General features: G+C 73.7%; 20 protein-coding genes and 1 riboswitch. Of the genes, 10 read left to right on the forward strand and 10 right to left on the reverse strand.

Annotated features, from left to right (window positions below; genetic code table 11):
• Window positions 1–26: 26 nt before the first annotated feature.
• Together AC4H2G_RS10620 and AC4H2G_RS10625 are read right to left on the reverse strand one after the other, a co-directional pair.
• Window positions 27–602 (reverse strand): nucleotidyltransferase family protein, encoded by a 576-nt coding sequence (locus tag AC4H2G_RS10620; RefSeq protein WP_494365722.1) that lies wholly within the window; start codon window positions 600–602, stop codon window positions 27–29.
• Window positions 603–625: 23 nt separating this feature from the next.
• Window positions 626–1,159: an MmcQ/YjbR family DNA-binding protein gene (locus AC4H2G_RS10625; protein WP_494365723.1), complete on the reverse strand. Its 534-nt coding sequence runs from the start codon at window positions 1,157–1,159 to the stop codon at window positions 626–628.
• A 138-nt stretch (window positions 1,160–1,297) separates the two neighbouring features.
• On the opposite strand from AC4H2G_RS10625, the gene AC4H2G_RS10630 reads away from it, so the two are divergent.
• Window positions 1,298–2,422 carry a PDDEXK-like family protein gene (locus AC4H2G_RS10630; RefSeq protein ID WP_494365724.1) on the forward strand — a complete coding sequence of 375 codons (1,125 nt, stop codon included), beginning with the start codon at window positions 1,298–1,300 and terminating at the stop codon, window positions 2,420–2,422.
• Window positions 2,423–2,437: 15 nt separating this feature from the next.
• Here the strand turns inward: AC4H2G_RS10630 and AC4H2G_RS10635 are convergent, their stop codons facing one another.
• The 5 genes from AC4H2G_RS10635 to AC4H2G_RS10655 all read right to left on the reverse strand — a co-directional run bounded on the left by AC4H2G_RS10635 (window position 2,438) and on the right by AC4H2G_RS10655 (window position 13,023).
• Window positions 2,438–4,171: a nuclease-related domain-containing DEAD/DEAH box helicase gene (locus tag AC4H2G_RS10635; protein WP_494365725.1), complete on the reverse strand. Its 1,734-nt coding sequence runs from the start codon at window positions 4,169–4,171 to the stop codon at window positions 2,438–2,440.
• Window positions 4,168–4,773 carry a hypothetical protein gene (locus AC4H2G_RS10640; protein WP_494365726.1) on the reverse strand — a complete coding sequence of 202 codons (606 nt, stop codon included), beginning with the start codon at window positions 4,771–4,773 and terminating at the stop codon, window positions 4,168–4,170. Before AC4H2G_RS10640 ends, AC4H2G_RS10635 begins: the two co-directional genes overlap by 4 nt.
• A 68-nt stretch (window positions 4,774–4,841) precedes the next feature.
• Window positions 4,842–4,958, reverse strand: a riboswitch (SAM riboswitch).
• Between the two features lie 235 nt (window positions 4,959–5,193).
• A complete protein-coding gene (locus AC4H2G_RS10645) occupies window positions 5,194–7,665 on the reverse strand; it encodes an OmpL47-type beta-barrel domain-containing protein (RefSeq protein ID WP_494365727.1) in 2,472 nt (823 codons plus the stop codon).
• 144 nt (window positions 7,666–7,809) lie between these two features.
• Window positions 7,810–11,733 (reverse strand): ThuA domain-containing protein, encoded by a 3,924-nt coding sequence (locus AC4H2G_RS10650; RefSeq protein WP_494365728.1) that lies wholly within the window; start codon window positions 11,731–11,733, stop codon window positions 7,810–7,812.
• Between the two features lie 153 nt (window positions 11,734–11,886).
• Window positions 11,887–13,023 carry a multicopper oxidase domain-containing protein gene (locus tag AC4H2G_RS10655; protein WP_494365729.1) on the reverse strand — a complete coding sequence of 379 codons (1,137 nt, stop codon included), beginning with the start codon at window positions 13,021–13,023 and terminating at the stop codon, window positions 11,887–11,889.
• A gap of 524 nt (window positions 13,024–13,547) precedes the next feature.
• Here AC4H2G_RS10655 and AC4H2G_RS10660 point away from each other — a divergent pair.
• The 3 genes from AC4H2G_RS10660 to AC4H2G_RS10670 all read left to right on the forward strand — a co-directional run bounded on the left by AC4H2G_RS10660 (window position 13,548) and on the right by AC4H2G_RS10670 (window position 15,485).
• On the forward strand, window positions 13,548–14,696 hold the full coding sequence (locus AC4H2G_RS10660) for a saccharopine dehydrogenase NADP-binding domain-containing protein (protein WP_494365730.1): 1,149 nt from the start codon (window positions 13,548–13,550) through the stop codon (window positions 14,694–14,696).
• Between the two features lie 152 nt (window positions 14,697–14,848).
• Window positions 14,849–15,136, forward strand: a complete 288-nt coding sequence (locus tag AC4H2G_RS10665; RefSeq protein ID WP_494365731.1) for a hypothetical protein — start codon at window positions 14,849–14,851, stop codon at window positions 15,134–15,136.
• On the forward strand, window positions 15,096–15,485 hold the full coding sequence (locus AC4H2G_RS10670) for a hypothetical protein (RefSeq protein WP_494365732.1): 390 nt from the start codon (window positions 15,096–15,098) through the stop codon (window positions 15,483–15,485). Before AC4H2G_RS10665 ends, AC4H2G_RS10670 begins: the two co-directional genes overlap by 41 nt.
• 93 nt (window positions 15,486–15,578) lie before the next feature.
• On the opposite strand, the gene AC4H2G_RS10675 is transcribed toward AC4H2G_RS10670, so the two are convergent.
• The gene (locus tag AC4H2G_RS10675; RefSeq protein ID WP_494365733.1) at window positions 15,579–16,445 is read right to left on the reverse strand and encodes an alpha/beta fold hydrolase; all 867 of its coding nucleotides are present in this window, start codon (window positions 16,443–16,445) and stop codon (window positions 15,579–15,581) included.
• 199 nt (window positions 16,446–16,644) lie between these two features.
• On the opposite strand from AC4H2G_RS10675, the gene AC4H2G_RS10680 reads away from it, so the two are divergent.
• The 3 genes from AC4H2G_RS10680 to AC4H2G_RS10690 all read left to right on the forward strand — a co-directional run bounded on the left by AC4H2G_RS10680 (window position 16,645) and on the right by AC4H2G_RS10690 (window position 21,074).
• Window positions 16,645–17,877 (forward strand): hypothetical protein, encoded by a 1,233-nt coding sequence (locus tag AC4H2G_RS10680; RefSeq protein WP_494365734.1) that lies wholly within the window; start codon window positions 16,645–16,647, stop codon window positions 17,875–17,877.
• Window positions 17,878–17,975: 98 nt separating this feature from the next.
• On the forward strand, window positions 17,976–18,704 hold the full coding sequence (locus AC4H2G_RS10685) for a histidine phosphatase family protein (protein ID WP_494365735.1): 729 nt from the start codon (window positions 17,976–17,978) through the stop codon (window positions 18,702–18,704).
• Between the two features lie 402 nt (window positions 18,705–19,106).
• Window positions 19,107–21,074 (forward strand): glycerophosphodiester phosphodiesterase family protein, encoded by a 1,968-nt coding sequence (locus AC4H2G_RS10690; RefSeq protein ID WP_494365736.1) that lies wholly within the window; start codon window positions 19,107–19,109, stop codon window positions 21,072–21,074.
• A 144-nt stretch (window positions 21,075–21,218) separates the two neighbouring features.
• On the opposite strand, the gene AC4H2G_RS10695 is transcribed toward AC4H2G_RS10690, so the two are convergent.
• Window positions 21,219–22,064, reverse strand: coding sequence for a VOC family protein (locus tag AC4H2G_RS10695; protein ID WP_494365737.1), 846 nt, complete (start codon window positions 22,062–22,064; stop codon window positions 21,219–21,221).
• Window positions 22,065–22,244: 180 nt separating this feature from the next.
• Here AC4H2G_RS10695 and AC4H2G_RS10700 point away from each other — a divergent pair, with 180 nt between their 5' ends.
• The 3 genes from AC4H2G_RS10700 to AC4H2G_RS10710 all read left to right on the forward strand — a co-directional run bounded on the left by AC4H2G_RS10700 (window position 22,245) and on the right by AC4H2G_RS10710 (window position 25,397).
• Window positions 22,245–22,430, forward strand: coding sequence for a hypothetical protein (locus tag AC4H2G_RS10700; protein WP_435737398.1), 186 nt, complete (start codon window positions 22,245–22,247; stop codon window positions 22,428–22,430).
• Between the two features lie 316 nt (window positions 22,431–22,746).
• Window positions 22,747–23,865 carry an endonuclease/exonuclease/phosphatase family protein gene (locus AC4H2G_RS10705; protein ID WP_494365762.1) on the forward strand — a complete coding sequence of 373 codons (1,119 nt, stop codon included), beginning with the start codon at window positions 22,747–22,749 and terminating at the stop codon, window positions 23,863–23,865.
• Window positions 23,866–24,179: 314 nt separating this feature from the next.
• Window positions 24,180–25,397, forward strand: a complete 1,218-nt coding sequence (locus AC4H2G_RS10710) for a ScyD/ScyE family protein (protein WP_494365738.1) — start codon at window positions 24,180–24,182, stop codon at window positions 25,395–25,397.
• 179 nt (window positions 25,398–25,576) lie between these two features.
• Here AC4H2G_RS10710 and AC4H2G_RS10715 read toward each other — a convergent pair whose 3' ends face one another.
• Complete coding sequence (locus AC4H2G_RS10715) at window positions 25,577–26,746, reverse strand: pyridoxal phosphate-dependent decarboxylase family protein (RefSeq protein ID WP_494365739.1); 1,170 nt, start codon at window positions 26,744–26,746, stop codon at window positions 25,577–25,579.
• Window positions 26,747–26,761: the final 15 nt, after the last annotated feature.

Consider the following 26,761-nt stretch of genomic DNA (forward strand, 5'->3'; position numbering starts at 1 on the left):
AATGTTGGCAAGCGCGAGGAGAAGGTTCACAACTGGATCGCTTCGACCGTCGCGCGCACTGCCGGTCGCAGGGACCGTTCCGGCACCACGTCGACCGGGCGACCGAGGATCTCTTCGAGCTCGACCTGGAGGGCGCCGAGTGCCAGCAGTCCGACGCCGTCGTCCAGGTCCACGAGCAGGTCGACGTCCGACCCGGCGCCGTTCGTCCCGGACGCCACGGACCCGAACACCCGCACGTTCCGCGCGCCGTGGCGTGCCGCGGCGTCGACCAGGGCGTCTCGCCTGCGTCGCAGGACGTCGTCGAGGGCCGAGGGACGCTCGTCGCGCACGACGGCGCCAGCTCCGGTTGCTCCGATCCCGGTGCCGGTGCCGGTGCCGGTGCCGGTGCCGGTGCCGGTGGAACGGTCGAGGAGCCGCTTGACCTCCGGTTGGCTCCGGCCGAGCGCACCGGCGATCCGTCGCTGGCTCCACCCCAGCGCCGCCGCCTGGCGCGCGCCGCGCTTCAGGGTCTCGCGAGCCTCGGCACGCAGAGCGTCCGCCCTGCCGGACAAGGCGCCGAGGTACTCCTCGAACGCTCTCTCGACCGCAGACCGCTCGCCCATGCGCCCACCTCCGATAGGAGATGCTATCGCGACGGTCGGCGCGCCGCGAGCGCCTCCCGCAGCAGCCGCACGGCCTTGGGCCCGACCCCGTGCAGGGCGAGCAGCTCAGGGTCGCTCAGTCGCGCGACGTCGGACAGCGACGTGAGACCCGCGCCCGCGAGCGCACGCGTGGCCGGCCCGCCGATGCTGGCAGGCAAGTCGCCGACCTGTCCGGGTTCGACGGCGTCCCCCGCCGTGACCGACGCCGCGAGGCGCTTCGGCGCCCGGTGGAGCCATGCCCGGCGCACCCAGTGGTTGAGCTGCTGCCCGTTCACATCGGCGAGCGGAACGCAGGCCCCGAGCAGGGAGTCGCCTCGCGTCAGCCGCGTCGCACCGGGGTGCTCGGAGAGCAGCCGCTCGACGTCGTCGGCGGGGAGGTGGAGCTGGACGACGTCGTCCTTCGTCACCGACGCGAAACTCATGTCGCGCACCCTGAACGCGACCATCCCGAAGTGCGGCTTCTCGACGGTCTCGGGCAGTGCGAGCGCAGCCTTGCGGAGCTGGGCGACTGTCGTCATGAGATCAGAGTTCCACCGCCATCGGATTCCCGGAACCCGGTGTCGGGCACCCCTCGCGAGCTGTGGAGCCGGGTCGCTGCGCAACGGTGCAGGAGAAGTACCCGTGCGAGCCACGACCTGTGCTGGGACCCTCGACAGATGGCAGCACCTTCGCTCCGGTTCTTGGTTCCAGCGGCGAACGAGAACCGCTGGTCCGACCTTCTCGCGACGCTCATCGAGACGGATCCCGCCCCGCTGCTCGCGCTCCTCGCTACGGACGGAGAGATCGGGGTTCGACGGGAGGTCAGCGTCGCCGGAGAGGATCGGCGGTCCGATCGACTCGATCTCCTCGTCGCTCGCCCTGAAACGGGAAGTCCCGTCGCCGTCATCGAGGCGAAGGTGCTGTCCGGTCTCGGCAAGGAACAGCTGGAGCGCTATGAGGCCGCGTTCCCCGGAGCCGACCGGTACTGGCTCCTTCACCTGGAGGGATTTCCTTTGTCGCTGCCGCGCGGGTCGCGATGGGAGTCACGCACGTGGGAGGGCCTGCTACGTGCGTACGGCGAGAGCTCGGATCCGTGGGTGAGCACGACGGCGCGCGCGTGGGCCGATCAGATCGCCGCCCTCGTGCCGTCCGTCGGCCCGGACACCGTGTGGAACGACGTCCGGGACGACCCGCCAGGCTTCGAGCTGGACCTGCGCGCTCGCGCGGTCTGGCTGGAGGGGCGGATCGGGCGCTGGTCCGAGCTCGAGCACGACCTCGTGCCATCGACGGCCGGAGGTTCCTGGGTGGCTCGCGTGCGGACACGATCGGCGGTGCCGGGTTACGTCGTCGGCTTCGAAGTCGAGGAGTCCCTGACCGCCCAGGGCTGGCGTCCAGACCCGGCACGGCCGTATCGGGATCGGCTCGAGGGTCCGACCGTGTGGTTGGGACTGTGGCAGGAGGACGTCCGGACGTCGGAGCGTTTCGACTGGTCCCTCCTCGTACGGCTGTTCCGCGCCACCGTCCTCGACGAGCTGGGGCGGCCTGCCGACGGGCGGCCGTGGCGCACGACAGCTCCGGGCCTACCCGATCCGGGCGACAAGGCACGCTGGAAGGCCGAGGTCGTGGAACGAGGCGCGCCGCGGTGGCTCGGGAAAGGGTTCGGCATGCGTCAGGCGGTCAAGCACGGCGAGTGCATGTTCGGCGCCCGGTACCGGCTCCCGCCGACGTCCACGCTGGCAGAGATCGACTCGGACCTGCGCGGGCTCCAGTCGGTCGTGCAGCGGATGTCCACCGTCAGCTGAGTCGCGTCAACCGGGTCAGCCGAGGGCCCACTCGTCCGCCCGCTCGAGCCGCCGACGTACCGCCTCGCCGCCGACGCGCTCGATCCAGGACCGGTCGCCTACGACGACGAGCAACGATCGCGCGCGCGAGAGCCCGGTGTAGAGCATCTCGCGCGCCCTCGACTCGTCCCGCACGCCGTTCACCGCGAGCACGACGACGGGCCGCTCGAGGCCCTTGAACCCAAGGACGTGCCCGTAGAACACCTCGTCCTCGGCGAAGAACGCGTCCCAGTACGCCGCGTGCCCGCCGGCCTGGACCTCGTTCACCTGCTGCGGGTGCCGACGCCCCGTCGCGAGCAGCGCGAGCTGTCCGATTCCCCAGCCCTCGTCGAGCAGGGCCTCCACGGCATCGTCGGCGGCGCCGATCGCGTCGGTCGCGGGCACGTCGACGACCCGGACGGGCGGCCCCTCCATCCCGCGCGGCGTGATGCGTTCGGGAGAGAGCGCGCCGAACACCTGGGCGATCTGCTTCGTCGAGCGCAGGTTCTCGTGCAGCGTCACGGGCACGAGCTCGAGCGGCACGCGACCCTCGCGGGGGAAGACGCGCTGCGCATCGTCCATGAAGACGTGCAACCCGCCGGCGTCCTGGTCGCGCAGGCAGCGCAGCAGCGACGGCCACCACAGGTCGCCGAAGTCCTGCGCCTCGTCGACCACGACCGCGTCGAACAGCTCGCCCGGGCCACGCCCGTCCGCGAGCTCGCCGAGCGCCAGCGGCAGCCGCCGCTCCCAGTAGTCCGGGTCGTCGTCGGCTCCGGGCTCCGCGCCCCACTCGAGCGGCAGGTCGTGGAACAGGCCGACGTAGGCGGGCCGGTCCCGCGCCGGCCACTGCTCCACGATGCGCTCGAAGTACCGCCCGAGCCCGCGCGAGTAGCACAGGAGCGCGACGCGCTCCCCGGCTCGCGCCCGACGCCGCGCCTGCTCGAGGGCGAGCCACGTCTTCCCCGACCCGGCACCGCCCACGACGCGCATGCGCCGCACGCCGGAGAGCGCGTCCAGTGTGCGCGACTGGTCGCGCGTCATCTGCTCGAGCCGCGTCTCGTGCTGCGCCGCGAGCGTGAGGTGCTCCGCCTGGCTGGGGAAGCCCCCGACGAGCGACTCGACGAGGTCCGGGACGTCGTCGGCCGCGAGCGGCGCGTGGCCCAGGCCGTGGCGCTCGATCGCGTGCTTGACGCGCTCCGCCACGCCGTAAGGCCGCTCGAGGTCGCCCCGGTCGACGAGCATGTCGCGTGGCAGGTCGAGCGCGGCCCAGTCGGCCGGCACGTACCGGTGCGGCAGTGCCACGAGGTGCGCCGTGCGCGCCTCCCCCGCCCAGAGACCCCGGCGACGCAGGAGTGCCTGCAGCGCGTGCCGCGCGCCCTGCACCTGCCGCAGTGGCTCGATGCGATGCCGCCGCTCGCCGCTGCCCTGGTACCAGGCGCCGTCGACCCGGTCGACGTACCCGCCCTTCACCTCGATCGCCGCGATCCCGACTCCGGGCCAGACGACGAGCACGTCGATCTCGTACTCGTGCTCGTCCTCCTGGAGGTGCAGCCCGTGGACGACGACCACGTCGTCGGGCAGCTGGTCGACGAGCGCCTCCCACACGGCACGCTCGGCCCCGCCGTCGTCGGGGAACGTCGGGTCGGACGGGTACGCGCGCGGCATGACCCGTTCGTACCGCACGTGGCTGTCGACGTCACGCGCGCCGGGCACGATCGTCGCCGCGGTCATCGGATTTCACCCGCGACCGCCGTCGCGACGGCGCTCGCCGGGTGGACCGCGCGGGCCCACGCGAGGTAGGCCTCGCGGCGGGCGGCGTCGTCGAAGGTGCCGTGCGCGACCCAGTCGTCGTGCCAGGTGAAGACGCGCTCGGGGCGCGAGAACATCGCGTCCTCGATGACGCCGTCCTGCACGGTCCGCTGCCCCCAGTAGGGCGCGTTCGGGTCGAGCCGCAGGACGGGAAGCCCCGAGGCACGGGCAAGGCGCCAACGCTCGGGGAAGACGAGCGTGACGTAGGCGCCCATGCGGGTGTTCCCGGGGTCGTCCTGGTGGCGCGGAGCGAGGGACGGCACCCCCAGCGCCGAGGTGATGCTGCCGTCGACGGCGAGGCACTCGTCGCACACCGAGCGCTGCACCCGGAACGTGCCGCGGAAGTACGAGCGCCCCCGCAGGCAGACGCGGCACAGGGTCAGCCCGCCACGCACGCCGCACTCGCGGGACGGCGTCGGGCGGGGGACGCCGGTGTGGACGGGGCACAGGAGCCGCGCGTCGGCGCTGAGGAGGACGCGGCACGCGTCGTCGGTGCGGACCCAGTGGGTGGTGGTGACGGACATCGGTGAGGCCCTTCGTCCAGGGCCGTCGTCGGGTCGGACGCACGGCGGTGCGACCGAGAGGGACGACGACCTCGCTCTTCCCGCGGCCGGTCGGCCAGGGCCGGTCTTCCTCCTGGGGCACCGTGCGCGAGGGGCGCGGTTGCCGGACCGGCACGCGGAGGGCGTATCGCCGGTCGCTCTGGACCTGGGGAGATGTCTACCGGACGCCACCGACACGCCGCAACTCGGTGCCACCTCTTCCGCCGAGCACGCGATCAGTCACCGCCGATCACGGGGCTACCCACCGAATGTGCCGCAGAACGGTGGCCAAGCCCGTGCTCGGCGGACGGCCCCCGGCCTGGGCGCTGCGGCAGGCACAGCAGCGGGCCGCGCCCCCGAGGGAGCGCGGCCCGCTGTTCCGTGCTGTGTCGCGTCAGCGCCTCAGCGACCGATGTTCGACAGCTCTGCCGCAGCGATGATCAACTGCCGCTCGGCGCCGATGAGCACTCCGGCGTCCACGAGCTCGGCCGTCACCTCGCGCACGTGGCGGACGAACTCGCGGTGCGTCGGGTACTCGCCGTCCTCGGCGATGTGGTCGTTGACGGTGCAGCCCTCGCCGTCGTCGAAGTTGCCGACCGTGCTGTCGTTGCCGTCGATGATGACGGTCGGCCGCACGTCCGAGCCCTGGCAGCGGTCGCGCAGCAGCTGGACGACGGTGAACGTCACCTCGCCCGTCTGCGACGTCTCGCCGGCGCCGTTGACCGCCCGGTAGCGCACGACGTGCTCGCCGTCCGCCGCGACGACGAACGGTGCGGCGTAGCGCTGCCACGTGCCGCCGTCGACCTGGAACTCGGTGCGGTCGACGCCCGACTCCTCGTCGACGGCCGTGAGCGTCACGGTCGCGCGACCGACGAACGCGCCGTCGCGGTTGCGGCTGCCGCCGATGCCCGCGGTGACCTCCGGACCGCCGGGGTCCGGGTCCTCGCCCTCGACGTCGACGACGACGCTCTGCGGTGCCGACACGTTGCCGGCGACGTCCGTCGCGCGGTACGTGATCGTGTGCTCACCCGGGGTGCGCAGCGAGATCTGCTTCGAGTACGGCATCCACTCGCCGCCGTCGACCTGGTACTCGATCGACGCGACGCCGGAGCCGGCGTCGGTCCCGCGCAGTCGGACGAACGCGGGACCGACGTACTCGCCGGCATCGTTCTGCTGGCCGTAGACGCGGTGGTCGACCTCGGGCGCCACCGTGTCGCTCCCGTCGCCCGCCACGACCGCGAAGGTCACGGTGCCGGCCTCGGAGACGTTGCCCGCCTCGTCGGTCGCGCGGTAGGCGAGCGTGTGCTGACCGGGCTCGTCGACGACGACGGCCTCGGTATACGGGGTCCAGCCCGCGCCGTCGAGGTCGTACTCGACGGACGCGACGCCGGAGCCGTCGTCGGTCGCGGTGACCATGACGGATGCGGAGCCCACGTAGGCGCCGTCCTCGTCCTGCGTGCCGCTGAGCTCGGTCGCCACCGTGGGAGCGGTGGTGTCCTCGCCGCCGTCGGCGACGACGGTGAACTCGGTGACCGTCTCCTCGGAGACGTTGCCCGCGACGTCGGTCGCCCGGTAGACGAGCGTGTGCTCGCCGGGCTCGTCGACGACGACCGGCTCGGTGTACTCGACCCAGCCCGCGCCGTCGAGGTCGTACTCGACGGTCTCGACGCCGGACGCGTCGTCGGTCGCGGTGAGCGTCGCGGTCGCCGACCCGACGAACGCGCCGTTGTCGTCGAGCTCGCCCGTGACCTCGGCAGCCACGGTCGGGGCCGTCGTGTCGTCACCGCCGCCGTCCGCGACGACGGTGAACGTCGACGTGCCGACCTCCGAGACGTTGCCCGCCTCGTCCGTCGCGCGGTACTGCACCGCGTAGTCACCGGGCTCGGTGAACTGGACGGTCGTCGTGTACGGCAGCCACGTGCCGTCGACCGCGTACTCGATCGACGCGACGCCGGAGCCGCCGGTCTCGTCGGTCGCGTGGAGCATGTAGCCGGCCGAGCCGACGTACGCGCCGTTCTCGTCCTGCTCGCCCATGACCATCGGCTCGACGACCGGGGCCGTCGTGTCCTCCTGGACGTCGCCCTCGACGACGGTGAACTCCGCCGTCTGGGGCTCGGACGTGTTGCCCGCCGTGTCCGTCGCGCGGAACTGGAGCGTGTGCGCCCCGACCGCGTCGACGACGAACGGCTCGTCGTACGCCTGCCAGCCCGCGCCGTCGAGGTCGTACTCGACGCCCGCGACGCCGGAACCGTCGTCGGTCGCGGCGAGCGTGACCGTGGCGCCGCCGACGTACGCGCCGTCGCCGTCCTGCTCACCCGTCACCGTGGCGGTGACCGACGGCGCGGTGGTGTCGTCGCCGCCCCCGTCACCGGTGACGACGAGCTCGCCCCACATCTGGCCGTGGCCCGGGATCGCGCAGAAGTAGCGGTACGTGCCCTCCGTGAACACGACCTCGGCCTCGTGCAGACCGCCCTTCGCGTCGAACGGGCTCGCGAGGATGTCGAGCGTCACGTCGTGGTTGTAGCCGGGGGTCGACGTGTCGAACGTGAGCGTGTGGCTCATGCCGAACGTGTTCCCGGTCGCGATCGAGTTCTCGAACACGATCGTCGCCGGGCCGGCCGTCGCCGTGGCGGGGAAGGTCAGGTAGTCGTCGACGCTGTTGCCGGCCGTCCAGGTGAGCACCTGCTCGGCCGCGACCTGGGCGTCGGGCGCCGCGGGCGTGGCCGCGGGTGCCACGGCCGACGGCGCGGTCGTCGTGGGTAGGGGGCTTGCCGTCGCGGGGGCGACGGAGATGACCGTCGCCGCCGTGAGGCCGGCGACCACGGCGGCTACCAGCCGCTGTCCGCCGCGCGCTCTCGCGCTGTGTCGTTCCATGGGGGTGCACTCCTCGTCGATGTGCAGATCGTTCAGGTCGGTCGTACGGAAGAACCCCGGGGCGGCACCCCGGGAAAGCCCTTGCGCCGCGCGGGCGGCGCGGTGCCGGGCCGGCGGGGGTCGCCCCGCCGGCCCGGCCGGGTGCTACAGGTCGGCCACCCGGATGTCACGGAACTCGATGAGGTCCGCGTTCCCGTGGTTCTGGAGCCCGATGAACCCGCGCTCGAACTGGCGCAGGTCCGTCGGCGGGTCGCCCGCGCGCGACGACTCCTGGCCCGGCGAGTTCTCGAACTCGTTGATGACCTCGCCGTTGCGGATGATCGTGTACTGCTGGCCGACCACCCGGATCTCGTACTCGTTCCACTCGCCCTTCGGCTTCAGCCCCGGGGTGTCGAGGCCGAGCGGGTCGAAGTTGTAGACCGAGCCCGTCTTCTGCGGCTCGCCCGTCGGACCGTCGTAGATCTGGATCTCGTGACCGCACGAGATCGCGACCCACGCCGGGGACTGGCCCTCGGCGCACTCGGCGTCGCCGGGTGCGTCGGGGTTCGGGAACCGGGTGAAGACGCCGCTGTTCGCGAAGGTGCTGCCCTGCGAGATGTCGCGGTACAGGAGCTTCACGGAGAAGTCCCCGAGCTCCTCGCCCGCGTACCAGAGCATGCCGAGCCCGCCCTGCGAGCGGAGCGACCCGTCGGGCTGCAGCACGAACCTGCCGCCGGGCGCCTGCTTCCAGTCGAACAGCGAGTCCTGGGTGCCGTCGAAGATCGTCCGGTACCCGCCCGGCTCGACGCCGATCTGCGACCGTGCGGCCGCGTTCACCAGCGCGTTGCGCTCCGAGCCCGTGATGCGGCTGTCGTCGAAGAGGCTCTTCGCGACGGCCCGCACGTGGCGCAGGAACTTCTGGTGGGTGTCCCACTCCTTCTCGTCCTGGAACAGGTCGTTCATCGTGCAGCCGCCGAGGTCGAGGTTCTCGACTCCCGAGTCGACCTCGCCGAAGAAGACCGTCGCGCGGTCGTCCGGCAGGGTGCACGTGGTGCTGGCGTCGGCCGTGACCGTCTCCGTGCTCCCGTCGGCGTAGGTGACCGTCAGCGTCGCCTCGTACTCGCCCACCCGGGGGTAGGTGTGCGTCGGGTTCGCCTTGGTCGACGTCGCGCCGTCGCCGAAGTCCCACTGGTAGGACACGCCGCCGGAGCGGGCGCCGGTGAAGGAGACCGTGAGCGGGTCGCCCTGGATGCTCGCCGCGGACGCGGCCGGAGCCGGGGTCGGAGCCCCGCCCTGGTACGTGATCCGCATGAGCTTCTGGTTCGGGTCGAGGCTGAAGAAGCCGCCCGCGTAGTCGACCATGTACAGCGCGCCGTCCGGACCGAACTTCGCGTCCATCCAGCTCTGCAGCAGCCCGTCACCGCGACCGCCCGGGATGATCTGGCGCAGGTCCTCCATGAAGACAGGAGCACCGGCCTCGTCCACGGTCTCCGGGTCGACCGTCACCGCGACGCGGTTGTTCGAGTTCGACTGGTCGCCGATGAACCACTTGCCCTCCCAGTACGACGGCCACGCGACGTCGGACTCCGGGTCGACCTGCGACTGCCGGAAGGTGGGACCGGACATGACGGCCTGGCCGCCACCCCGCAGCCACGGGATGGTGTAGGTCGCGTCCTCGTCCTCGTACGTCGGGATGCCGTTGCCGCGGTCCGGGAAGACCGGCCCGCCGCCCGAGGGCGAGTACCAGATCATGTTGTTCCGCACGGGCGGGAGGTCCACGAGGCCGGTGTTGCGCGGCGACGTGTTCTTCGGGTTGTCGCAGTCGTACCAGCCGGTGAGGACGCTCGCGTCCTCGTTGCTCCGGTCACGGTACGGCTGCTTGTTGCCCATGCAGTACGGCCAGCCCTGGTTGCCCGCGGACGTGATGATCGTCGCGGTCTCGTACTTGGCCGGGCCGAGCTCTGGGTTCGGGCTGCCGGCGTCCGGCCCGACCCAGGCGGCGGTCAGCCAGTCGGTGTCGGGGTCGATCTGCAGGCGCGAGATGTTGCGCACGCCCATGACGTAGATCTCGGGGCGCGTCTTGTCCGCGGGGTACTCGCCCACCGGGAACAGGTTGTCCTCCGGGATCGTGTACGTGCCGTCGGGCTCCGGGTGGATCCGCAGGATCTTGCCGTTGAGGTCGTTCGTGTTGCCCGAGGTGCGGCGGGCGTCCTGGAAGCTGATGCCCGCGTACTCCTGCGTCCAGTTGTTGCCGGAGTACCCGTTCGAGCCGCCGGACGAGTTGTTGTCGCCCGAGCCGATGTAGAGGTTGCCCTCGTCGTCGAACGCCATGCCGCCGCCCGCGTGGCAGCAGCTGTGGATCTGCGTCTCCCACTCGAGCAGGTCGACGCGCGTGCTCTGGTCGATCGTCGGCGTCGCCGGGTCGTACGTGAACCGCGAGACCGTGCGGTAGCCGACGCGACGCTCACGGTCGATGTTCTCGTGCGGCATCCAGTACACGTACAGGTAGTGGTTGTTCGCGAAGTCCGGGTCGGGCACGATGCCGAGCAGGCCCTCCTCGTTCTTCACGAGCTCGTCGCCGCTGCCGCGGTTGCCCATGACGTCGAGCGTCGTGAGCAGCTTCGCCTCACCCGACTCCGGGTCCCACTGGTGGATCGTGCCGCAGCCGAGGCCCACGTTCGGGTCGCTCCACGGGACGATCGGGCCGGTCGCGCACGCGCCACGACCGATGTAGAAGACCGTGCCGTCGGGCGCGACCGTCAGGCCGTGCTGCTCGCCGTTCTGGTCCAGCGTGCCGGGCGTGTTCACCTCGGACAGACGCTCGGCCGTGTAGTTGGACGCGATGGTCGCCTGGCAGTCGCCACGCACGACACCGGTCGTCCACTGCAGCGCGCCGAGCAGGTGCGTGCGGAAGGACTCGTCCGCCCAGCTCTCGGGCGTGCCGCCCATGCCGGTGTAGAACGAACGGCCGCCGTCGTAGTCACGGCACCAGGACACGGGGTGGAACGGGTTCGTCGTCGGCCCGGCGTCGGGGCCCGGCTCGACCTGCGCGACGGTGTGCACCTGGCCGGTCGGGCTGTCGGCCCAGTCGAGCCACTTGTCGTCGCGCTCCCACGTGAGCGGCAGCTCCGCCGTCGCGGGGTGCTGACGGTCGACGAGGTCGACGGTGCGCGTCTCGACCGGCAGCTCGGGCTCCGGCTGGTTCACCGCCTCGTCGTCGAACAGCGAGATCTCGGCGAGCTGCGTGAGGCCCTCGCCCGCGTTCTGCGTGATGTCGAGCCGGTACCACTCGTACGCGGCGTCGCTCTCGACCTCGAAGTCGCGCGGCTGGAAGCGCTGCGGGAAGTCCTCGCCGCTGCGCTCGTCGACGTCGACCCACGTCTCGCCGTCCGTCGAGCCCTGCAGCGTCCAGCTCTGCGGGTCGCGGCCTGCGGAGTCGTTGGCCGAGATGAGCGTGTACTGCGCGAGCTCGAGCGGCTCCTCGAGCCGCATCGTGATGGTCGCGGTGGGTGCGAACGCGAGCCACTTGGTGCCGGGGTCGCCGTCGACGAGGTTCGGTGCGTCCTCGTTCGGCGGGTTCTCCGCGGTCGCGGAGACCTCGGCGACGTCCGCGGCGTCCGGCTGCGCGCCGGCGATCCGGGCGCCGACGAGGCCCGTGAACCACTGCGACGCCTCCTGGGCGCGCGCCGCGTCACGGACGCCGAGGAAGCCTCCGCCGCCGTTCACGTAGGCCTGGAGCGCCGCTTCCTGGGCGGCGCTCAGCTCGATGCCCTCCGCGGACAGCATGACGACGCCGCGGTAGTCGCTCAGCGCGGCCTCGGTGAAGACCGCCGGGTCGGACGACGCCTCGACGGCGAACCCGTTCGCGGCTCCGAGCTGCGAGAGGGCTTGCGTCGCCTCGACGACGGGGTCGTCCTGGGCGTCCGGGGCGCCGTGGAACACGAGGACCCGGACGGGCTCGGCGGCGGTCGCCGTCTTCACGGCGGCGGGCTGGGCCGCCGTCGGGGTGGTGCCTGTGGTCAGGCCGGACTGGGCGGACGCAGGGATCACGGCCGCGCTCGCGACGAGCGCGACGCTCGTCAGACCCACGGCGACCGAGCGGAGCGCTCCCGGTCGGGAGCGCCCTCTCGTGGTGGGGGACGTTGCACGTCTGGATAGCACTCTCCAACTCCTTCGTCATCGGTGCGGTGCACCCGGACGGGACCGGGCGCCGATCGGTGGAACGGCTCGTGGTGGGACGGGTCAGTGGTCGGTGTGCACCGCCAGCGGCGGCAGGCCCGCGACGCCGTGGTCCGCGTGGGTGGCGTCCGCGCCGGCGTCCGGGGTCGCCGTCGTCCCGCCGGACGTGCCCGACGTCGTGTGGGCGCCGTGGGCGTGGAAGCGGTCGATCGACTCCTGCGCGCCGGCCGGCATGCTGCCGTCGGCGTTGCGCACGAGGAAGATGCCGGCCATGCCGCCGTCGGCGTGGAACTGGACGTGGCAGTGGTACATCCACGCCCCGGCCCCGACCCCCAGCCCGGCCACGACCTGGAACCCGAACGCGTCGCCGGGGTTGAGGTCGCGGTTGTCCACGACCTGGCTCACGTCCTCGCGACCGGAGAGCAGCCCGGTGCGGTTGTTCGCCCAGCGGTGCGCGTGCAGGTGGAAGGTGTGGAACGTGTTGCCGTGCCCGATGCAGATGAACTCGACGCGCTCGCCGAGGTTCGCCTCGAACATCGGCGTGTTCGGCGCGGCCTTGTTGTTGATGAGCATGTCGTTGAACACGACGGTGAACTGCTTCTCGGGCAGCACGTCCCCGATCCGGCGCACGACGAGCGCGCCGTAGAGGCCGGCGGCGATGCCCGGCGTCCCGTGCTCTCCCCACGCGTGGTCGTGGTAGTGCCAGTAGCCCGCGCTGCCGGGCATCCAGATGCCGCGGTCGCGCCGCATGGGCACCGTGGACCACACGTACGTCCGGGTCTCGCCCGGCTCGTTGAACGAGTCGTTGAACGGGCTGCCGTCGCTGTTGACGTCGTAGTTGACGCCGTGGGGGTGGATCGACAGGCGCTGGTCGGTCGTGTTGACCAGCGTGATCTCCAGCGTCTCGCCCTCCCACATCTCGAGGATCGGGCCGGGCACCGTGGCCTTCCCGGGCTCGAGCCCGTAGCCGACGGTCTTCGCGTCGATGCGCTCGGCGTACATCGTGATCTTGCGGACCGTGCCGCTCACGGCGGTGGCCGCGGGCGCGGCAGCCGCCGGGGTGGCGGCGACGACGCTGCCTCCCGAGCCCAGCACGAGCGCCGCGGCGGGGCTGGCGGCGACGACGCCGGCACCGATGAGCAACGAGCGTCGGGACAGCGGCTTCGTGGGGGACTCACCGTCTGTCGTCGGTGCGGACATGGTTCTCCTTCCGGACGCGGGCATGCCGAGTCGACCCGGCGCGTCGGCGCGCCGCGGCGATCGGTGCCACGTCTTTCGATCGAGCGGTCACGGGCCGAGGCCCGGGCCGCGAGGGCACGGCTGAGCGCGCGGGGTCGTTCCCGCGCAGGAGGTACGTCGGAGGCGTGATGAGGTTGTCGGACGGGCGGGGCTCGTCTCGCGGTGGGCAGGTACCCGGCGCGCGAGGAGGTCCAGGGCCGGCGAGGGCCGAGCCGGTGCACGCCGCGGTGCGTGCGAGCCGGCGGTCGGTCCGGACGTCCGGCTTCCCCAGCGCCAGATGTCCGGATCCCCCGGTGGATTCCAGGGGCAGCTTCGATTCATCTCACCCCACGCAGACAGCGGTGTCAACAGATGTACGGAAGTTTTGCCGTCAACATGCAAAAGTCCCCTGTCGATCGACAGAGCGCTCAGCATGTGGGAGCGATGCCACCCGCGCAGGCTTCCGGGCGCGCGCGAGGACGCCGCCGCGCTCGTAGGCTCACCGGATGCGACGTATCGTCCTGCTCGGCGCCACGGGGTACACCGGGACGCTCGTCGCGCACGAGCTCGTGCGGCGCGGGGCGCGGCCGCTGCTCGCGGGGCGGTCGCGCAACAGGCTGGCGTCGCTCGCCGACGACCTGGCGGGCGCGACCGCGTGGTCCGACGGCGCGTGGTCGGGCAGCGCTCGGTCCGGTCCCCGGCTCGAGACGGCCGTCGCCGACGCCGACGACCCTGCCAGCGTGCGCGCGCTCGTCGGGCGCGGCGACGTGCTCGTGTCGACGGTCGGCCCGTTCGTGCGCCACGGCGCGGCGGCGGTCGAGGCCGCGATCGACGCGGGCGCCGTCTACCTCGACTCGACGGGCGAGCCTGCGTTCATCCGGGACGTCGTCGAGCGGTACGGTCCGCGAGCGCGTGCGGCGGGCACCGCGCTCCTCACCGCGTTCGGCCACGACTGGGTGCCGGGCAACGTCGCCGGGGCGCTCGCGCTCCGCGCGGCGGGCGACGCCGCGACCCGGCTGAGCGTCGGCTACTTCGGCAGCGGCGGGGGCGGCATCAGCGGCGGGACGCGGGCGAGCGCCGCGCTGGTCGTGCTGCAGCCGTCGTACGCCTTCCGGAGCGGGCGCCTGCAGGCCGAGCGGGTCGGCGCGCACGTCGTGACGTTCGACCTCGGCGGCGGGCGACGCGTCCGCGGCATCTCGGCGGGCGGCACCGAGCCGTTCACGCTGCCGGGCCTGGCGCCGGGACTGCGTGACCTGGACGTCGTCATCGGGGCGAGGAGACCCGCCCTGCGGCTCGTGCCCGCGGCGACGGCGGTCCTCGACGGAGTGCTGCACGTCCCGGGCGTGGGCCGCCTCGTGCGCCGGGGCGTCGAGGCGAGGTCGTCCGGCTCGTCCGGCGGCCCCGACGCCGCCCGACGCGCACGGTCGCGCAGCCACGTCCTCGCCGACGCCCGCGGCGCCGACGGCGCGCTGCTGCACCGCGTCCGCCTCGACGGCCCCGACCCCTACGACCTCACGGCCACGTTCCTCGCGTGGGGCGCGCTCCGCGCCGCCGAGGGGCGCGTGCGTGACATCGGCGCGCTGGGTCCCGTCGACGCGTTCGGCCTCGACGCGATGCTCGACGCGCTCCGAGAGGCAGGCGTCAGCGTCCGCTGACCCGCGCCCTCACCGCCCACGAGCCCGGGCCCGGGCCCGGGACCACTGCCTCTGCCTCTGCCTCTGCCTCTGCCTCTGCCTCTGCCGGATCGTGACGTCACGATCCGGCGGTCCGGGAGCCACCCGGTCCGCCGATCCGGGACACTGAGCGCGTGAACCGCCCTCGCCCCGCCGTCGCGCGCCGCCCCACGATGGTCTGGACGCGCGTGCGGGGCGGCGTCCGCGGCCGCGAGCGCCTCCGCCCGCTCATGGACTTCCTCGCTGTGCTGCTGATCCTCGTCGCGCTGCTCGGCGGCTGCGTGTGGTTCGCCGTGCTCATGCTGCGCGCCGAGGAAGGGCTCGCCGCCTTCCTGGCAGCTGTCGGTGCGCTCGGGTTCGCGGGGGGGGCTGGGTCTGTACGTGCGCGCCCCGCTGCGCCGGGCGGTCGTCCTGCGGCCTGACACCGTCGAGCTGCCGACAGGCCGCACGGAGACGACCCGCGTCGTCGTGCGCTGGGACGACGTCGCGGACGTGCGGGTCGTGGCGGGAGAGCGTCGTCCCGCGCTGGCCGTGGACCTGCGCGCAGGGGCCCACATCGTCCTGGCCGAGGGCGAGGACCTCCTGCAGGCGCGCCTGCCCGGTGCCGTGCCGGACCTGGGCGCCGTCGGCCTCGTGGACGCCGAAGCCGTCGCCCTCGTGCTGCGCCACCTCCTGGACCACCCCGCCGACCGGGCGCTCCTCGCCGCGCGCCCAGGGCTGGGGATCGTCCTCGCCTTCTCGCGCCCGGTCCACGGGACGACGGAACCATGAGACTGCCAGAGAGACGTGAGATCGGCAGAAGGGCATGAGGCCGGTCCTTCAGAGGACCGGTCTCACGCCGATCTGCCGATCTCGTGACCCGCGTCAGCCCGCGAGCACCTCGCGCAGGGTCTTCGCGAACGCCGCGGGGTCGTTGTGCGGCGACCACTCGCTGACCATGAAGCCGCCGTGGTCGCCGGGGAACGTCACGGCCTCGACGCCGAGCAGCCCGGCGACGGCGACCCCACCGCGCCATGCGAGCGTCCCCTCGCCGTCCGCGCTGATCGCGGGGACGATCCGCACCCCGGACGACCGCAGCGCCTCGACGTCGGGGGCGTACAGCGGCTGGGCCGCGAGGTTCCCGGACAGCAGGACGTCGTCACGGGAGCCGTCGTCCTCCGTCGGCATCCCGAACATCGCCGGGTCGGGCGCGGGGCGGTCGAGGTAGTCGGCCGGGAGCGGGCCGACGTGGCTGACGAGCGCGATGAACTTCGCCATCGCCGGGCCGTACCCCTCGCGGTGGTAGGTCGCGACGATGTCGAGCTCGGCCGCGTCGGCGATCTCGCGGTCCTCGAGCGGAGCCGTGAGCGGCGGCTCGTGCGCGACGAAGGTGCGCAGGTCCTCCGGGTGCTGCTCGATCCACGACAGCCCGACGATCCCTCCGCCGCTCGACCCGAACACGTCGACCGGGCCGATGCCGAGCGCCTCGACGATCCGGTGCAGGTCGTCCGCGTGCAGCGGCATCGTCACCTCGCCGTCGGGCGCGAGGGTGCTGCGCTCCGCGCCGCGCGGGTCGTAGAGGACGACCGTGCGGTCGTCGAACAGCTCGGCGAGCTGCGTGAAGCCCGACGCCGCCATCGGCGAACCCATGACGACGAGCGGCGGCTCGTCGCTCGGGGTGCTGGGCTCGATCACGTCGTAGGTGAGGACGGCACCGGGCACGTCCAGGGTGTGGGTGGTGCGCTCGCTCATGACAGCCTCCGCGTCGTCGGTCGTGCCGGCCCGGCCACCCTGCGCGGGCGGGTCCGGCGCTCATGGACGGTAGACGTGGGGTCGGACGCAAACTGATCGTCGGGCCGGGACGCGTCGCGCAGGGGCCAGGCGTGGTCGTGGTCGGCAGCGAGGGCTCGGCTCCTGTCCTGCGGCACCCGGGTGCCACTACCCTCGCAGGATGCCGTCATCGAGGACCGCCCCACCCGTCGTCGTCGCCGGACTGCTCACCGCGCTGCTGTGGCTGCTGACGGGCCAGGCCGCGGACTGGGTGCACGCGAACGCCACCTACCTCGTGCACAGCGCGGTCGTCCGGACCGTCCTGCCGCACCCGACCGGCCTCGTGCTCGGCGGCGAGCCGCTCACCGGGAGCGCCGTCCTCACCGCGGTGCTCGCGGGCGCAGTCGCCGCGCTCGGCACGTTCCTCGCGGTGCGGCGTCTGCCGCTGTGGACGGGCCGCTGGGCGGCGTTCCTCGCGGTGTGGTTCACGGTGGTGGCGGCGGCCGTGGGCGCGGGGACGGCGCGCTGGTTCTCGGGGATGACGCTGCCGTGGACGGAGGAGCGGACGTCAGGGCTCCTCGGTGCGCTCGTCGACGGGTACTGGGGCCTGGTGAACGGCTGGGTGGTGGGCCTCGCCGTCGTCGTGACGCTCGCGCTCACCGACCGGCGCGACGACCCGGCAGGGTCCCGGCACGCCCGCGCGCTGCCGCACGTGCGGATCCTGCCCGCGGTGCTGACGGCCGTCGTGTCGGCGGTCGCCGTGTGGGCGGGCGCCGGTCTCGTGCGCCAGGTGCTGGCCACGACGTCGTGGGCGGACGACGTCGTGCGCCCGCTCGGGGGTCGTGTCCCGCCGCCCGCGATGCGCTGGGGCGAGAGCCCGCAGGACCTCCTCGACCAGCCGGTCGAGCTGGGGCTGGTCGCGGTCGTCGCACTCGTCGTCGGCGTGCTCGCGGCGCTCGCGACGCGGCGGCTGCCGCCCGCGACGGGCCGCGTCGCGCTGGGGCTCGCGGTGTGGTTCGCGTGCGTCGCCGCGGCGGCGACCGCTGCCGCGGTGCGCGAGGTGGCGCACCGGCTCGAGGTGTTCGGGTCGCTGAGCGGCCCCGACCTCAACCAGGTGCTGCCCCCGGTGCAGGACGCCCTGGCCTGGGGCATCGGGCTCGGCTGGGTCGTGGCGGTCCTGACCGTCCTGGTCCACCGGCACGCGGGGACGGTCGTGCCGGAGACGTCACCTGTCGAGGACCCCTGGCCCGCACCGTCGCCCGTGGCCGCGGAGGGGACCGCGACTCCCGGGCCGGGTGCCCGGGACGAGCGGGCGGACGGGAACCACCGTGCAGACGGGGACCGGTCGGCGGAGCAGCGCGACGCGGGCACGGCACGCGAGGAGCGCCCCGTCACCGAGCGGACCCCTGCCTGACGCCTCCCGGACCCCTGCCCGACGCCGCCCGGTCACCTCGGGCGGTTAGCGTCGCGGACGACCGCGACACCGGGAACCACCGGAAGGGCACACCGACGATGACCCTCACGCTCACGCTCGTCCGCCACGGGCAGACCGTCCTCAACGCACGTCGCCACCTCCAGGGCGCGTGCGACTCCCCCCTCACGCGCACCGGCCGCGCCGGCGTGCGCGTCACGGCGCAGCGCCTCGCGCGCCACGACTTCCACGCCGCGTACTCCTCGCCGCAGGGCCGCGCCGTCCTCACGGCGATGGAGATCCTCCGGCACCACCCCGACCTGCCGATGACGGTCGACCACGACCTGCGCGAGCTGTCGTTCGGCTCGTTCGAGCGCCGTCCGGAGCACGAGCTCGACGCGGTCGAGCCGTGGTCCGAGCTCGTCCCGGCGGTGCTCGCGGGCACCCACCCGGGGGTCGGCGGCGGCGAGCCGGGCGCCGAGTTCATGGGCCGCGTCGCCGCGGTGTTCGACCGCATCGTCGCCGCGCACGACGACGCCGCCCGCCCGGGTGCGACGCAGGACCGGGACGTGCTCGTCGTCGGGCACGGGCTGACGCTGGGCGCCTACCTCGCGACGCTCGACCCGACGTGCCTCGCCGCGCTGCCGAACGCGTCCGTCTCGACGGTCGAGGTGACCGACGGCACCGCGCGCGCCGTCTCGGTCGGCGTCGACGTCGCGGGCCACGGCTCGGTCGCGGCACGCCCCGCACCGCTGCCCGCGGGCGGCGTCCCGGTCGACGCCACCGTGGTCGCCGCCCGCTCGGCGTCGCTGGCCCCCGCCGAGAAGTGACCTTCCGCCCCTGATTCGGGCATCTCCGGGGCCGGAACTCACCTCTCGGCGGGCGACCGCGCCCCTCACCAGCGCCGGCACGGGCGCTGCCGATGACGCCCAGTTCGGTGCGCCCGACGTGCAGCGCGCCGTCCGACGGGTGGAACGTCGCCTGCACGCGCGGACCGGCGATCGCCCACGGGGCGAGCCGGTCGCGCGGGTCGCGGCACCCACCGGCCGATCCGCCCGCCATGCGTGGCGCGGCGTCCGGCACCTCCTCCGGCGGTCGTCCGCCCGGGGAGCCGACCCGCCCGACCGTCACCGGACCGACGCCCGGTATTGGCCCGCACGTCGTGCGGGCGCCATGCGGCGTTCCTAGCGTCGTCGGGGCAACCGTCCGCACCACACCCAGAGGACCCGACGATGACCGTCCCCGCCCGCACCACCCGCAGCGGACCCGCCGCGAGGCGCTCCGGAGTGCTCTCCGGCGTCCTCGCCGGGACGCTCGTCCTGTCCACGACCGCCGCAGGGCTCGCGGGAGCCGCGACGGCGGCCCCTGCCGGCCCCGTCGCCGGCCCTGTCAGCGGCCCAGCCACCGGCCAGGTGGCCGCTGCTCTCGCGCAGGTGCCGGGCGACGTCGTGCTCACCGAGACGTTCGACGGCGACACCCTTCCCGAGGGCTGGACGCCGGTGCTCGGTGACTGGCAGGTCCGCGACGGCCGCCTCGTGGGCGACGCGCCCGACGGCTCCTCCCCTGCGCGGATCACGTTCGGCGAGTCGATCGACAACTTCCGCCTGGAGGCGACGCTGCGCTTCGAGCAGGTCGACAACGCGTCGCGCTGGGCGGGGGCGATCCTCGACGTCGCGCCCGACGGCGCGGTCCCGTGGTGGCAGGCCGTGCTGCGCAGCACGTCGACCGCGAGCAACGGCGTCGAGATCGCGCAGCGCACGCGGGCGAACGGGTGGAACGTCCCGTACACCGCCTCGGCGCCGTTCGACGCGGGCACCGGCCGCGACGTGTCGCTCGCGGTCGAGGTCCAGGGTGCGCAGGCGACGTGGGTCCTGGACGGCACCGAGGTGCTCGAGGGCCGCATCGACCGGACGGACGGCGGCGCGCTCGGGTTCGTCACGGCGGGCGCCACCGTGAGCATCGACGACGTGACGGTCACCGAGATCGAGCCGGCCTCGTACGTCGGCGACGACGGCGAGCTGCCGGTCACGGTCGCGCACCGCGGGTACTCGTCGGTCGCTCCCGAGAACACCCTGGCCGCGTACGCCGCGGGGATGCGCACCGGGGCGGAGTACGTCGAGATCGACGTGCACACGTCGGCCGACGGCGTCCCCGTCGTCAGCCACGACCAGACCGTGGACCGCACGACGGACGGGTCGGGCGACGTCGCGCGGCTGCAGTCGTCGTACCTGGCCGGGCTCGACGCCGGCTCGTGGTTCAGCCCCGCGTTCGCCGGGCAGCCGCTGCCGACGTTCGCCGACATGCTCGACCTCATGGGGACCGGCTCGTCGACGATGCTCCTCGAGATCAAGGGCCCCGAGACGTCCGCCGAGGTCGAGCGCGTCGTCGACATGATCGTGGACGCCGGGCTCGAGGACCGCGTCGTCCTGCAGTCGTTCGACGTCAACGCGCTCCGGTCCGCACGCGAGCACGCGCCGCAGATCCCCCGCGGCCTGCTCCGCGGCGCGCTCGACGCCGACCCGGTCGCCGTCGCGCAGGAGCTCGGGGCGGTCATGTACAACCCGTCGGCGGCCGCGCTGCTCGCGCGGCCGAGCGTCGTCGGCGAGCTCAACGCGGCCGGGATCGCCGTCATGCCGTACACCGTGAACTCGGCGGCGGACTGGAAGCGGCTCACCGAGATCGGCGTCGACGGCGTGATCACCGACCGCGCCGGCGCGTTCGTCGGCTGGAAGGAGGCCCAGGGCCAGGTCGCCGAGCCTGCTCCGGCCCCCGCGCCGACCGTGAGCATCGTGAGCCCTGCCGACGGCGCCGAGGTGGAGCGGGGTGGCACGCTCGTCGTCGCCGCCTCGTCGACGGACGCCGACGAGGTCGTGCTCACGCTCGACGGCGAGGTGGTCGAGAACGGCGCGCTCGTGCCGGCCGCCGACCTGGCCCTGGGCGAGCACACCGTCGTCGCGACGGCCACCGGCGAGGGCGGGGAGGCGACGGCCGAGCGAACGGTCGTCGTGACCGTGACGCCCGAGGGCCTGCGTGGCCGGCTCGCCGGGCTCGAGGTCAGCACGGGCCAGCTCCAGCAGCTGCTCTCCGCGCTCGAGCGCGAGGACTGGGACCGCCTCGCGCGCACGGTCGCGCAGCACGTGGACGACGACGCGACTGTCGAGCGCCTCACCGCGGAGATCGACCACCTCGCCTCCCGCTGACGAGCCCCTGGCGCTCCGCTGACCCGCCCGCCGAACCCCGGGTTGCACGTCGATCGACCTCCCGATCGCCGTGCAACCCGGGTTCGGCGTCTGGACGTGCGACCCCGGGTTTCGGCGTCTGCGCGCGCGACCCGGGTCGGCGGGTCAGACGGGCTGCTTCGGGGCGAACTGCGAGAGCGTGAGCTCCGCGCCCTGCGGGTCACGGATCACGGCGTCGCGCGACCAGTCCGTCTCGACCGACGACAGCACCGTCGCCCCTGCGCGCTCGGCCACCTCGACCGACGCGTCGCGGTCCGCGACGGCGAACGTCACGACGAACCGCGCCGGCCCGTCGGCGCGCTCGATCCCGGCGGCGACGTCCGCGAACCCGGGAGGCAGCTTCGCCTGCCTCTCGTGGATCCCGGGGTCGGACGTCCGCGCGAGGTGGTCGCCGTAGCCCGGCACGCGCACCATCCCGGCGCCGAGGTCGGGGCTCACCTCCCACCCGAGCAGCGGGCCGTAGAAGTGCAGCGCGCGCTCAGGGTCGGGCGTGAGCAGGTTGCTGAAGTTCCACGTCCCCGGCTCGTTGACGCGCTGCGCGCCAAGGCGCCCGTCGGGCTGCCAGAACCGGCACGTCGCGCCCTGCGGGTCCCGCACCACGGCCATGCGGCCCGCGGCACCGACGGTCACCGGCCCGTCGAGGACCTCGCCCTCCAGGTCCTCGACCCCTCGGGCGGTCGCGTCGACGTCGTCCACGGCGACGTACGTGACCCACTCGAGCGATCCCTCGCCCGGCGCGCGCGACGCGATCGCCGCGACGGGCTCGCCGCCGAGGGACGCGACGACGTACCGGCCGCCCGCACCGGGCGGGAGCCGTTCCTCGAAGGCCCAGCCGAACAGCGCGCCGTAGAACGCGAGCGCCGCGTCGACGTCGGGCTGCTCCGTGTCCACCCAGCACGGCACGCCGTGCGGGTACGTGCGCGGGACCGCTCCCGGTCGCTGCTCCGTCATGTCGACCTCCCGTCCTGCTCCGTCATGTCGACCTCCCGTCCGGGGCCCCGCAGCCCCCAGCCCACCTTCGGCCCGCAGCACCCGCATCCGCAAGGGCTCGGCCGCCCCTCCCGCGCGCGAGCGCGCGTCGACGGCCCTACGGTCGGGGATCCGACGATCTCGACACCCGGAGGCACGACCATGTGGGCATTCTTCGGACGCCGGCTGCGCACGCTCGTCATCGCGGTCGTTCTCATCCCCGTCGCGACACGGGTCGCGCGGCTCGTCGCGGACCGGACGGAGGCGAAGCACGGCGGCCCGACGACGCTGTCGCGCGGGCTGCGCTCCGTCGACGGGCTCGCCCAGAAGGCCAAGCGGCTCCTCTGACCCGACGCGCGGGCGTCACCTCCCGGTCTTCCCGGCGTCACCCGGACCTCGTACGGTGGCGGGGACGATCCGTCGACGACGAGGGAGACCACCCGTGTCCACGAGCACCACGCGACCGTGCACCACGAGCCGTACCCGGACCCGCCCGCGAACCCGCACCGCCGTCGCCGCGGCGCTCGCCGCGACCCTCGCGCTCGGCGCCGTCGGCGCGTCGGCGAGCGTCGCCGTCGCGCACGGCGATGGGCACGCGAACGGGAACGCGAACGGGAACGCGAACGGGAACGGCGGCGGGAGCGGGTCCGGCAAGGGCTCGACGCTGCGCGTCGCGACGTACAACGCGAGCCTCAACCGCGCCGCGGCGGGCGAGCTCGTGACCGACCTGTCGACGCCCGACGACGCGCAGGCCGCCACGATCGCCGAGGTGCTCCAGCGCACGCGCCCGGACGTCGTGCTCCTCAACGAGTTCGACCACGTCCCCGACCACCGCGCCGTCGACCTGTTCCGCGAGAACTACCTCGAGGTCCCGCAGGGCGGCGCGCAGCCGATCGAGTACCGGTACGCGTACGTCGCGCCGTCGAACACCGGGGTCCCGAGCGGGTTCGACCTCAACAACGACGGGACGGTCGGCGGCGGGGACGACGCTCTGGGGTTCGGCGTGTTCGAGGGGCAGTACGGCATGGCGGTCCTGTCGCGGTACCCGATCGACACGCGCGACGTCCGCACGTTCCAGGAGTTCCTCTGGAAGGACATGCCGGGCGCGCTCCTCCCCGACGACCCGACGACGCCGGCGCCCGCGGACTGGTTCACGCCCGAGGAGCTCGAGGTCGTACGGCTGTCGAGCAAGTCGCACTGGGACGTCCCTGTGCGTGTGGGCCGCGAGACCGTGCACGTGCTCGCATCGCACCCGACGCCGCCGACGTTCGACGGCCCCGAGGACCGCAACGGCCGCCGCAACCACGACGAGATCCGCTTCTGGGCGGACTACGTCACGCCCGGCAAGGCGTCGCGGTACGTCTACGATGACGACGGCCGCCGCGGCGGGCTGCGACCGAGCGAGTCGTTCGTGATCCTCGGCGACCAGAACGCCGACCCGCTCGACGGCGACTCCGTCGACGCAGCGATCGACCAGCTCCTCGACCACCGGCGCGTCCAGGACCCGGCGCCGCGCTCCGACGGCGGCGTCGAGGCCGCCGTGCTCCAGGGCGGCGCGAACGCGACGCACCAGGGCGACCCCGCGTACGACACCGCGGACTTCGCCGACACCGCCCCGGGCAACCTGCGCGCCGACTACGTGCTGCCGTCGCGCGACCTGCGCGTGCGCGACGCCGGGGTGTTCTGGCCCGTGCAGACCGACCCGCTGTCCCGGCTCACCGGCGTCTACCCGTTCCCGAGCAGCGACCACCGCCCCGTGTGGGTCGACGTCGCGGTGCGCTGAGCGCTCGGCCTCGCACCAACGATCTTCACCCGGGATCTCACCCCTCCGGCCGGGTCCGGGCTCTGGCGCGGGCCCGGCCGGGGGGTGCACACTCGTGGAGGCTCATCCTCACTGCTGAGTCACAGCCAGCTCTCACCGACAGCTCTCACCGACTCTGCGGCCGGTTCCACCGGCCCCCGGCACGGTCGCCCCGCGACGCGCGCCTCCGTCGTCCGGCCCGACGACATCCATGAACACGCCCGGACCTCGCGCGCCCGCCACCGCGGGCCGTCCCCTTGCGGGTGTCGGGCACTGCCGGACCTTGGAGCACACCCATGAGACGCGTTCCCACCGTCCTGGCCGCAGCGGCGACGACGCTGCTGCTGGCCGCCACCCCCGCCGTCGCGCACGGCGGCGGCAGACCCGAACCCCGCCCACCCACCGTCAAGGACGTCACGGGAGGCCTCCTCGGGCCCCTGAGCCTCGCGGTCGGCCCGCACGGCACCACCTACGTCTCGCAGGACTTCGCCGGAGCGCTCACGTCCGTCGCTCGCGACGGGACGGCCACCGACATCCACACCGCCGAGCCCGGGCACGACGTCGCGGGCGTGTCGTACGCCGACCGCACGATCACCTTCGCCGAGACCTTCTACGGCGAGAGCGACACGTCGCTGTCCGCGGTGCTCAAGACGGTCCGGACGGACCGTGGCGGCACGCCCGTGGGTGCACCGACCGTGCTGGCCGACGTGCACGCGTTCGAGACCGCGAACAACCCCGACGGGGACGTGTCCTACGGGCTGCTCGAGACGGACCCGGCGTGCCTGGACCAGATCCCCGAGGACGCCTTCCTGCCCGGGCTGTACACCGGGATCGTCGACGCCCACCCGTACGCCACCGCGAGCCTGTTCGGCACGACGTACGTCGCCGACGCGGGGATGAACGCGATCCTCGCGCACGACCGTCGCGGCCTGCGCACGGTCGCGGTCCTGCCCCCTCAGCCCTTGGTCGTGACCGCAGACATCGCCGGGCAGGTCGGGTGGCCGGAGTGCGTCGTGGGCGAGACGTACTGGTGGGAGCCCGTGCCGACCGACGTCGAGATCGGGCCGTGGGGCCAGCTCTACGTGACCGCGCTCCCCGGCGGACCGGAGGACCCCGACATCGCGCGCGGCGTGGTGTTCAAGGTGGACCCGTGGCGCGGCACGGTGCGCCAGATCGCGTCCGGCTTCATCACGGCCACCGACCTCGCCGTCACCCCGACGGGCACGGTCTACGTGGCCGAGCTGTTCGGGGGCAAGATCTCCGTCGTCGAGCGCGGCGGGCTCCGCACGCTCGTCGAGGTGCCGCTCCCCGGCGCCGTCGAGTGGACGGGCAAGGGGCTCGTCGCGACGACGAACGTCATGCCGGGCGAGGGCGTGCCTCCGGACGGCCGCGTCACCACCGTGAGCCTCGGCAGGACGAAGGGTCACGGCGGCCACGGCGGCTGGGGCTCGTGGCGTGACGACTGGCGCGGCGACCGCCACGGCCTCGGCGGGTGGTTCGACCGCGACCGCTGAGTCACCGGCCTGCCGGCGGGCGCCGTCGAGCACGCCGAGCACGCCGAGCACGCCGAGCACGATCCTGCTCGCCGCCGAGCACGACCTGGCGGCCGTTCTCACGCGGAGAACGGCCGCCATGTCGTGCTCGGCGCGATGGTTGCGCCAGCCTGCGACCGTCGCGTCGGCCCGAGGGACCGTCAGGCCGACGCAGCGCGGCGCAGGGCGTCGAGGCTCGTGCGGACGTCGTCGTCGGTCGTGGCCCAGCTGCTCACCGAGATGCGCAGCACGGCGCGGTCGTGCCAGCGCGAGCCGGACATCCACGCCGTGCCGTCCTCGAGCACGCGGCGCACGACGTCCTGCGTGCGCTCGTCGTCGCCGAAGGACGCGCACACCTGCGTGAAGACGACGTCGTGCAGCACATCGACGCCGTCCAGCGCGCGCAGACCGTCGGCGAACGTGGCCGCGTGGCGGCAGAAGCCGTCGACGAGGTCGGCGACGCCCTCGCGCCCGAGCGATCGCAGCACGGCCCAGACCGTGAACGCCCGGCCCCGCCGGGACAGCTCGGGGACCTTGTCGAACGGGTCGCCCGCGTCGCTCTGGATGAGGTAGTCGCCGTGCATGCCCATCGCGGCGCGCAGCGGGACCGGGTCCGCGACGATCGCGAGGCCGCAGTCGTACGGCACGTTGAGCGTCTTGTGCGCGTCGGTCGCCCAGGAGTCGGCGGCCTCGTGGCCCGCCACGAGGTGCCGGTACGTCGGCGAGGCGGCCGCGAACAGCCCGAACGCGCCGTCGACGTGCACCCACGCGCCGTGCCGGTGCGCGACGTCGATCGCCTCGGTGAACGGGTCGAACGCACCGGAGTGCACGTTCCCGGCCTGGAGGAGGACGATCGGCGGCGGCCCGCCGGAGCGCGAGCCCGCGGCGAGCGCCGCGGCCAGCGCGTCGGTCCGGATGCGGCCCTGCTCGTCCGCGGCCACGACCTCGGGCGCGCCCAGACCGAGGTACGACAGCGCGAGGTCGACCGACTCGTGCCGCTCCGCGCCCACGAGCACGCGCACACGCGGAGCCCCGGTGAGCCCGTCGCTGCGCACGTCCCACCCGGCCCGGCGCAGGACCTCGCCCCGCGCCGCCGCGAGCGCGGTGAAGTTCGCCGTCGTCGCGCCGGTGACGAACCCGACCGCGCTCGCGGGCGGAAGACCGAGGAGGTCGAGCAGCCACGCGCTCGTGACGTCCTCGACCGCGGTGTGCGCGGGCGTGACCGTCCGCAGCGCGGAGTTCTGGTCCCACGCGCTCGTGAGCCAGTCCGCGGCGAGCGCGGCCGGGTGGCTGCCGCCGATGACCATGCCGTAGAAGCGGCCCGACGGCATCGCGGTGAGGGCCCC

The organism is Cellulosimicrobium sp. BMG9.23, from assembly GCF_059159985.1.

Excerpts from the sequence above, each read along its gene's own strand:
- AC4H2G_RS10620 (WP_494365722.1), bottom strand. The coding sequence starts at position 602 with ATGGGCGAGCGGTCTGCGGTCGAGAGAGCGTTCGAGGAGTACCTCGGC.
- AC4H2G_RS10625 (WP_494365723.1), bottom strand. The coding sequence starts at position 1,159 with ATGACGACAGTCGCCCAGCTCCGCAAGGCTGCGCTCGCACTGCCCGAG.
- AC4H2G_RS10630 (WP_494365724.1), top strand. The coding sequence starts at position 1,298 with ATGGCAGCACCTTCGCTCCGGTTCTTGGTTCCAGCGGCGAACGAGAAC.
- AC4H2G_RS10635 (WP_494365725.1), bottom strand. The coding sequence starts at position 4,171 with ATGACCGCGGCGACGATCGTGCCCGGCGCGCGTGACGTCGACAGCCAC.
- AC4H2G_RS10640 (WP_494365726.1), bottom strand. The coding sequence starts at position 4,773 with ATGTCCGTCACCACCACCCACTGGGTCCGCACCGACGACGCGTGCCGC.
- AC4H2G_RS10645 (WP_494365727.1), bottom strand. The coding sequence starts at position 7,665 with ATGGAACGACACAGCGCGAGAGCGCGCGGCGGACAGCGGCTGGTAGCC.
- AC4H2G_RS10655 (WP_494365729.1), bottom strand. The coding sequence starts at position 13,023 with ATGTCCGCACCGACGACAGACGGTGAGTCCCCCACGAAGCCGCTGTCC.
- AC4H2G_RS10660 (WP_494365730.1), top strand. The coding sequence starts at position 13,548 with ATGCGACGTATCGTCCTGCTCGGCGCCACGGGGTACACCGGGACGCTC.
- AC4H2G_RS10675 (WP_494365733.1), bottom strand. The coding sequence starts at position 16,445 with ATGAGCGAGCGCACCACCCACACCCTGGACGTGCCCGGTGCCGTCCTC.
- AC4H2G_RS10680 (WP_494365734.1), top strand. The coding sequence starts at position 16,645 with ATGCCGTCATCGAGGACCGCCCCACCCGTCGTCGTCGCCGGACTGCTC.
- AC4H2G_RS10685 (WP_494365735.1), top strand. The coding sequence starts at position 17,976 with ATGACCCTCACGCTCACGCTCGTCCGCCACGGGCAGACCGTCCTCAAC.
- AC4H2G_RS10690 (WP_494365736.1), top strand. The coding sequence starts at position 19,107 with ATGACCGTCCCCGCCCGCACCACCCGCAGCGGACCCGCCGCGAGGCGC.
- AC4H2G_RS10695 (WP_494365737.1), bottom strand. The coding sequence starts at position 22,064 with ATGACGGAGCAGCGACCGGGAGCGGTCCCGCGCACGTACCCGCACGGC.
- AC4H2G_RS10700 (WP_435737398.1), top strand. The coding sequence starts at position 22,245 with ATGTGGGCATTCTTCGGACGCCGGCTGCGCACGCTCGTCATCGCGGTC.
- AC4H2G_RS10710 (WP_494365738.1), top strand. The coding sequence starts at position 24,180 with ATGAGACGCGTTCCCACCGTCCTGGCCGCAGCGGCGACGACGCTGCTG.
- AC4H2G_RS10715 (WP_494365739.1), bottom strand. The coding sequence starts at position 26,746 with ATGCCGTCGGGCCGCTTCTACGGCATGGTCATCGGCGGCAGCCACCCG.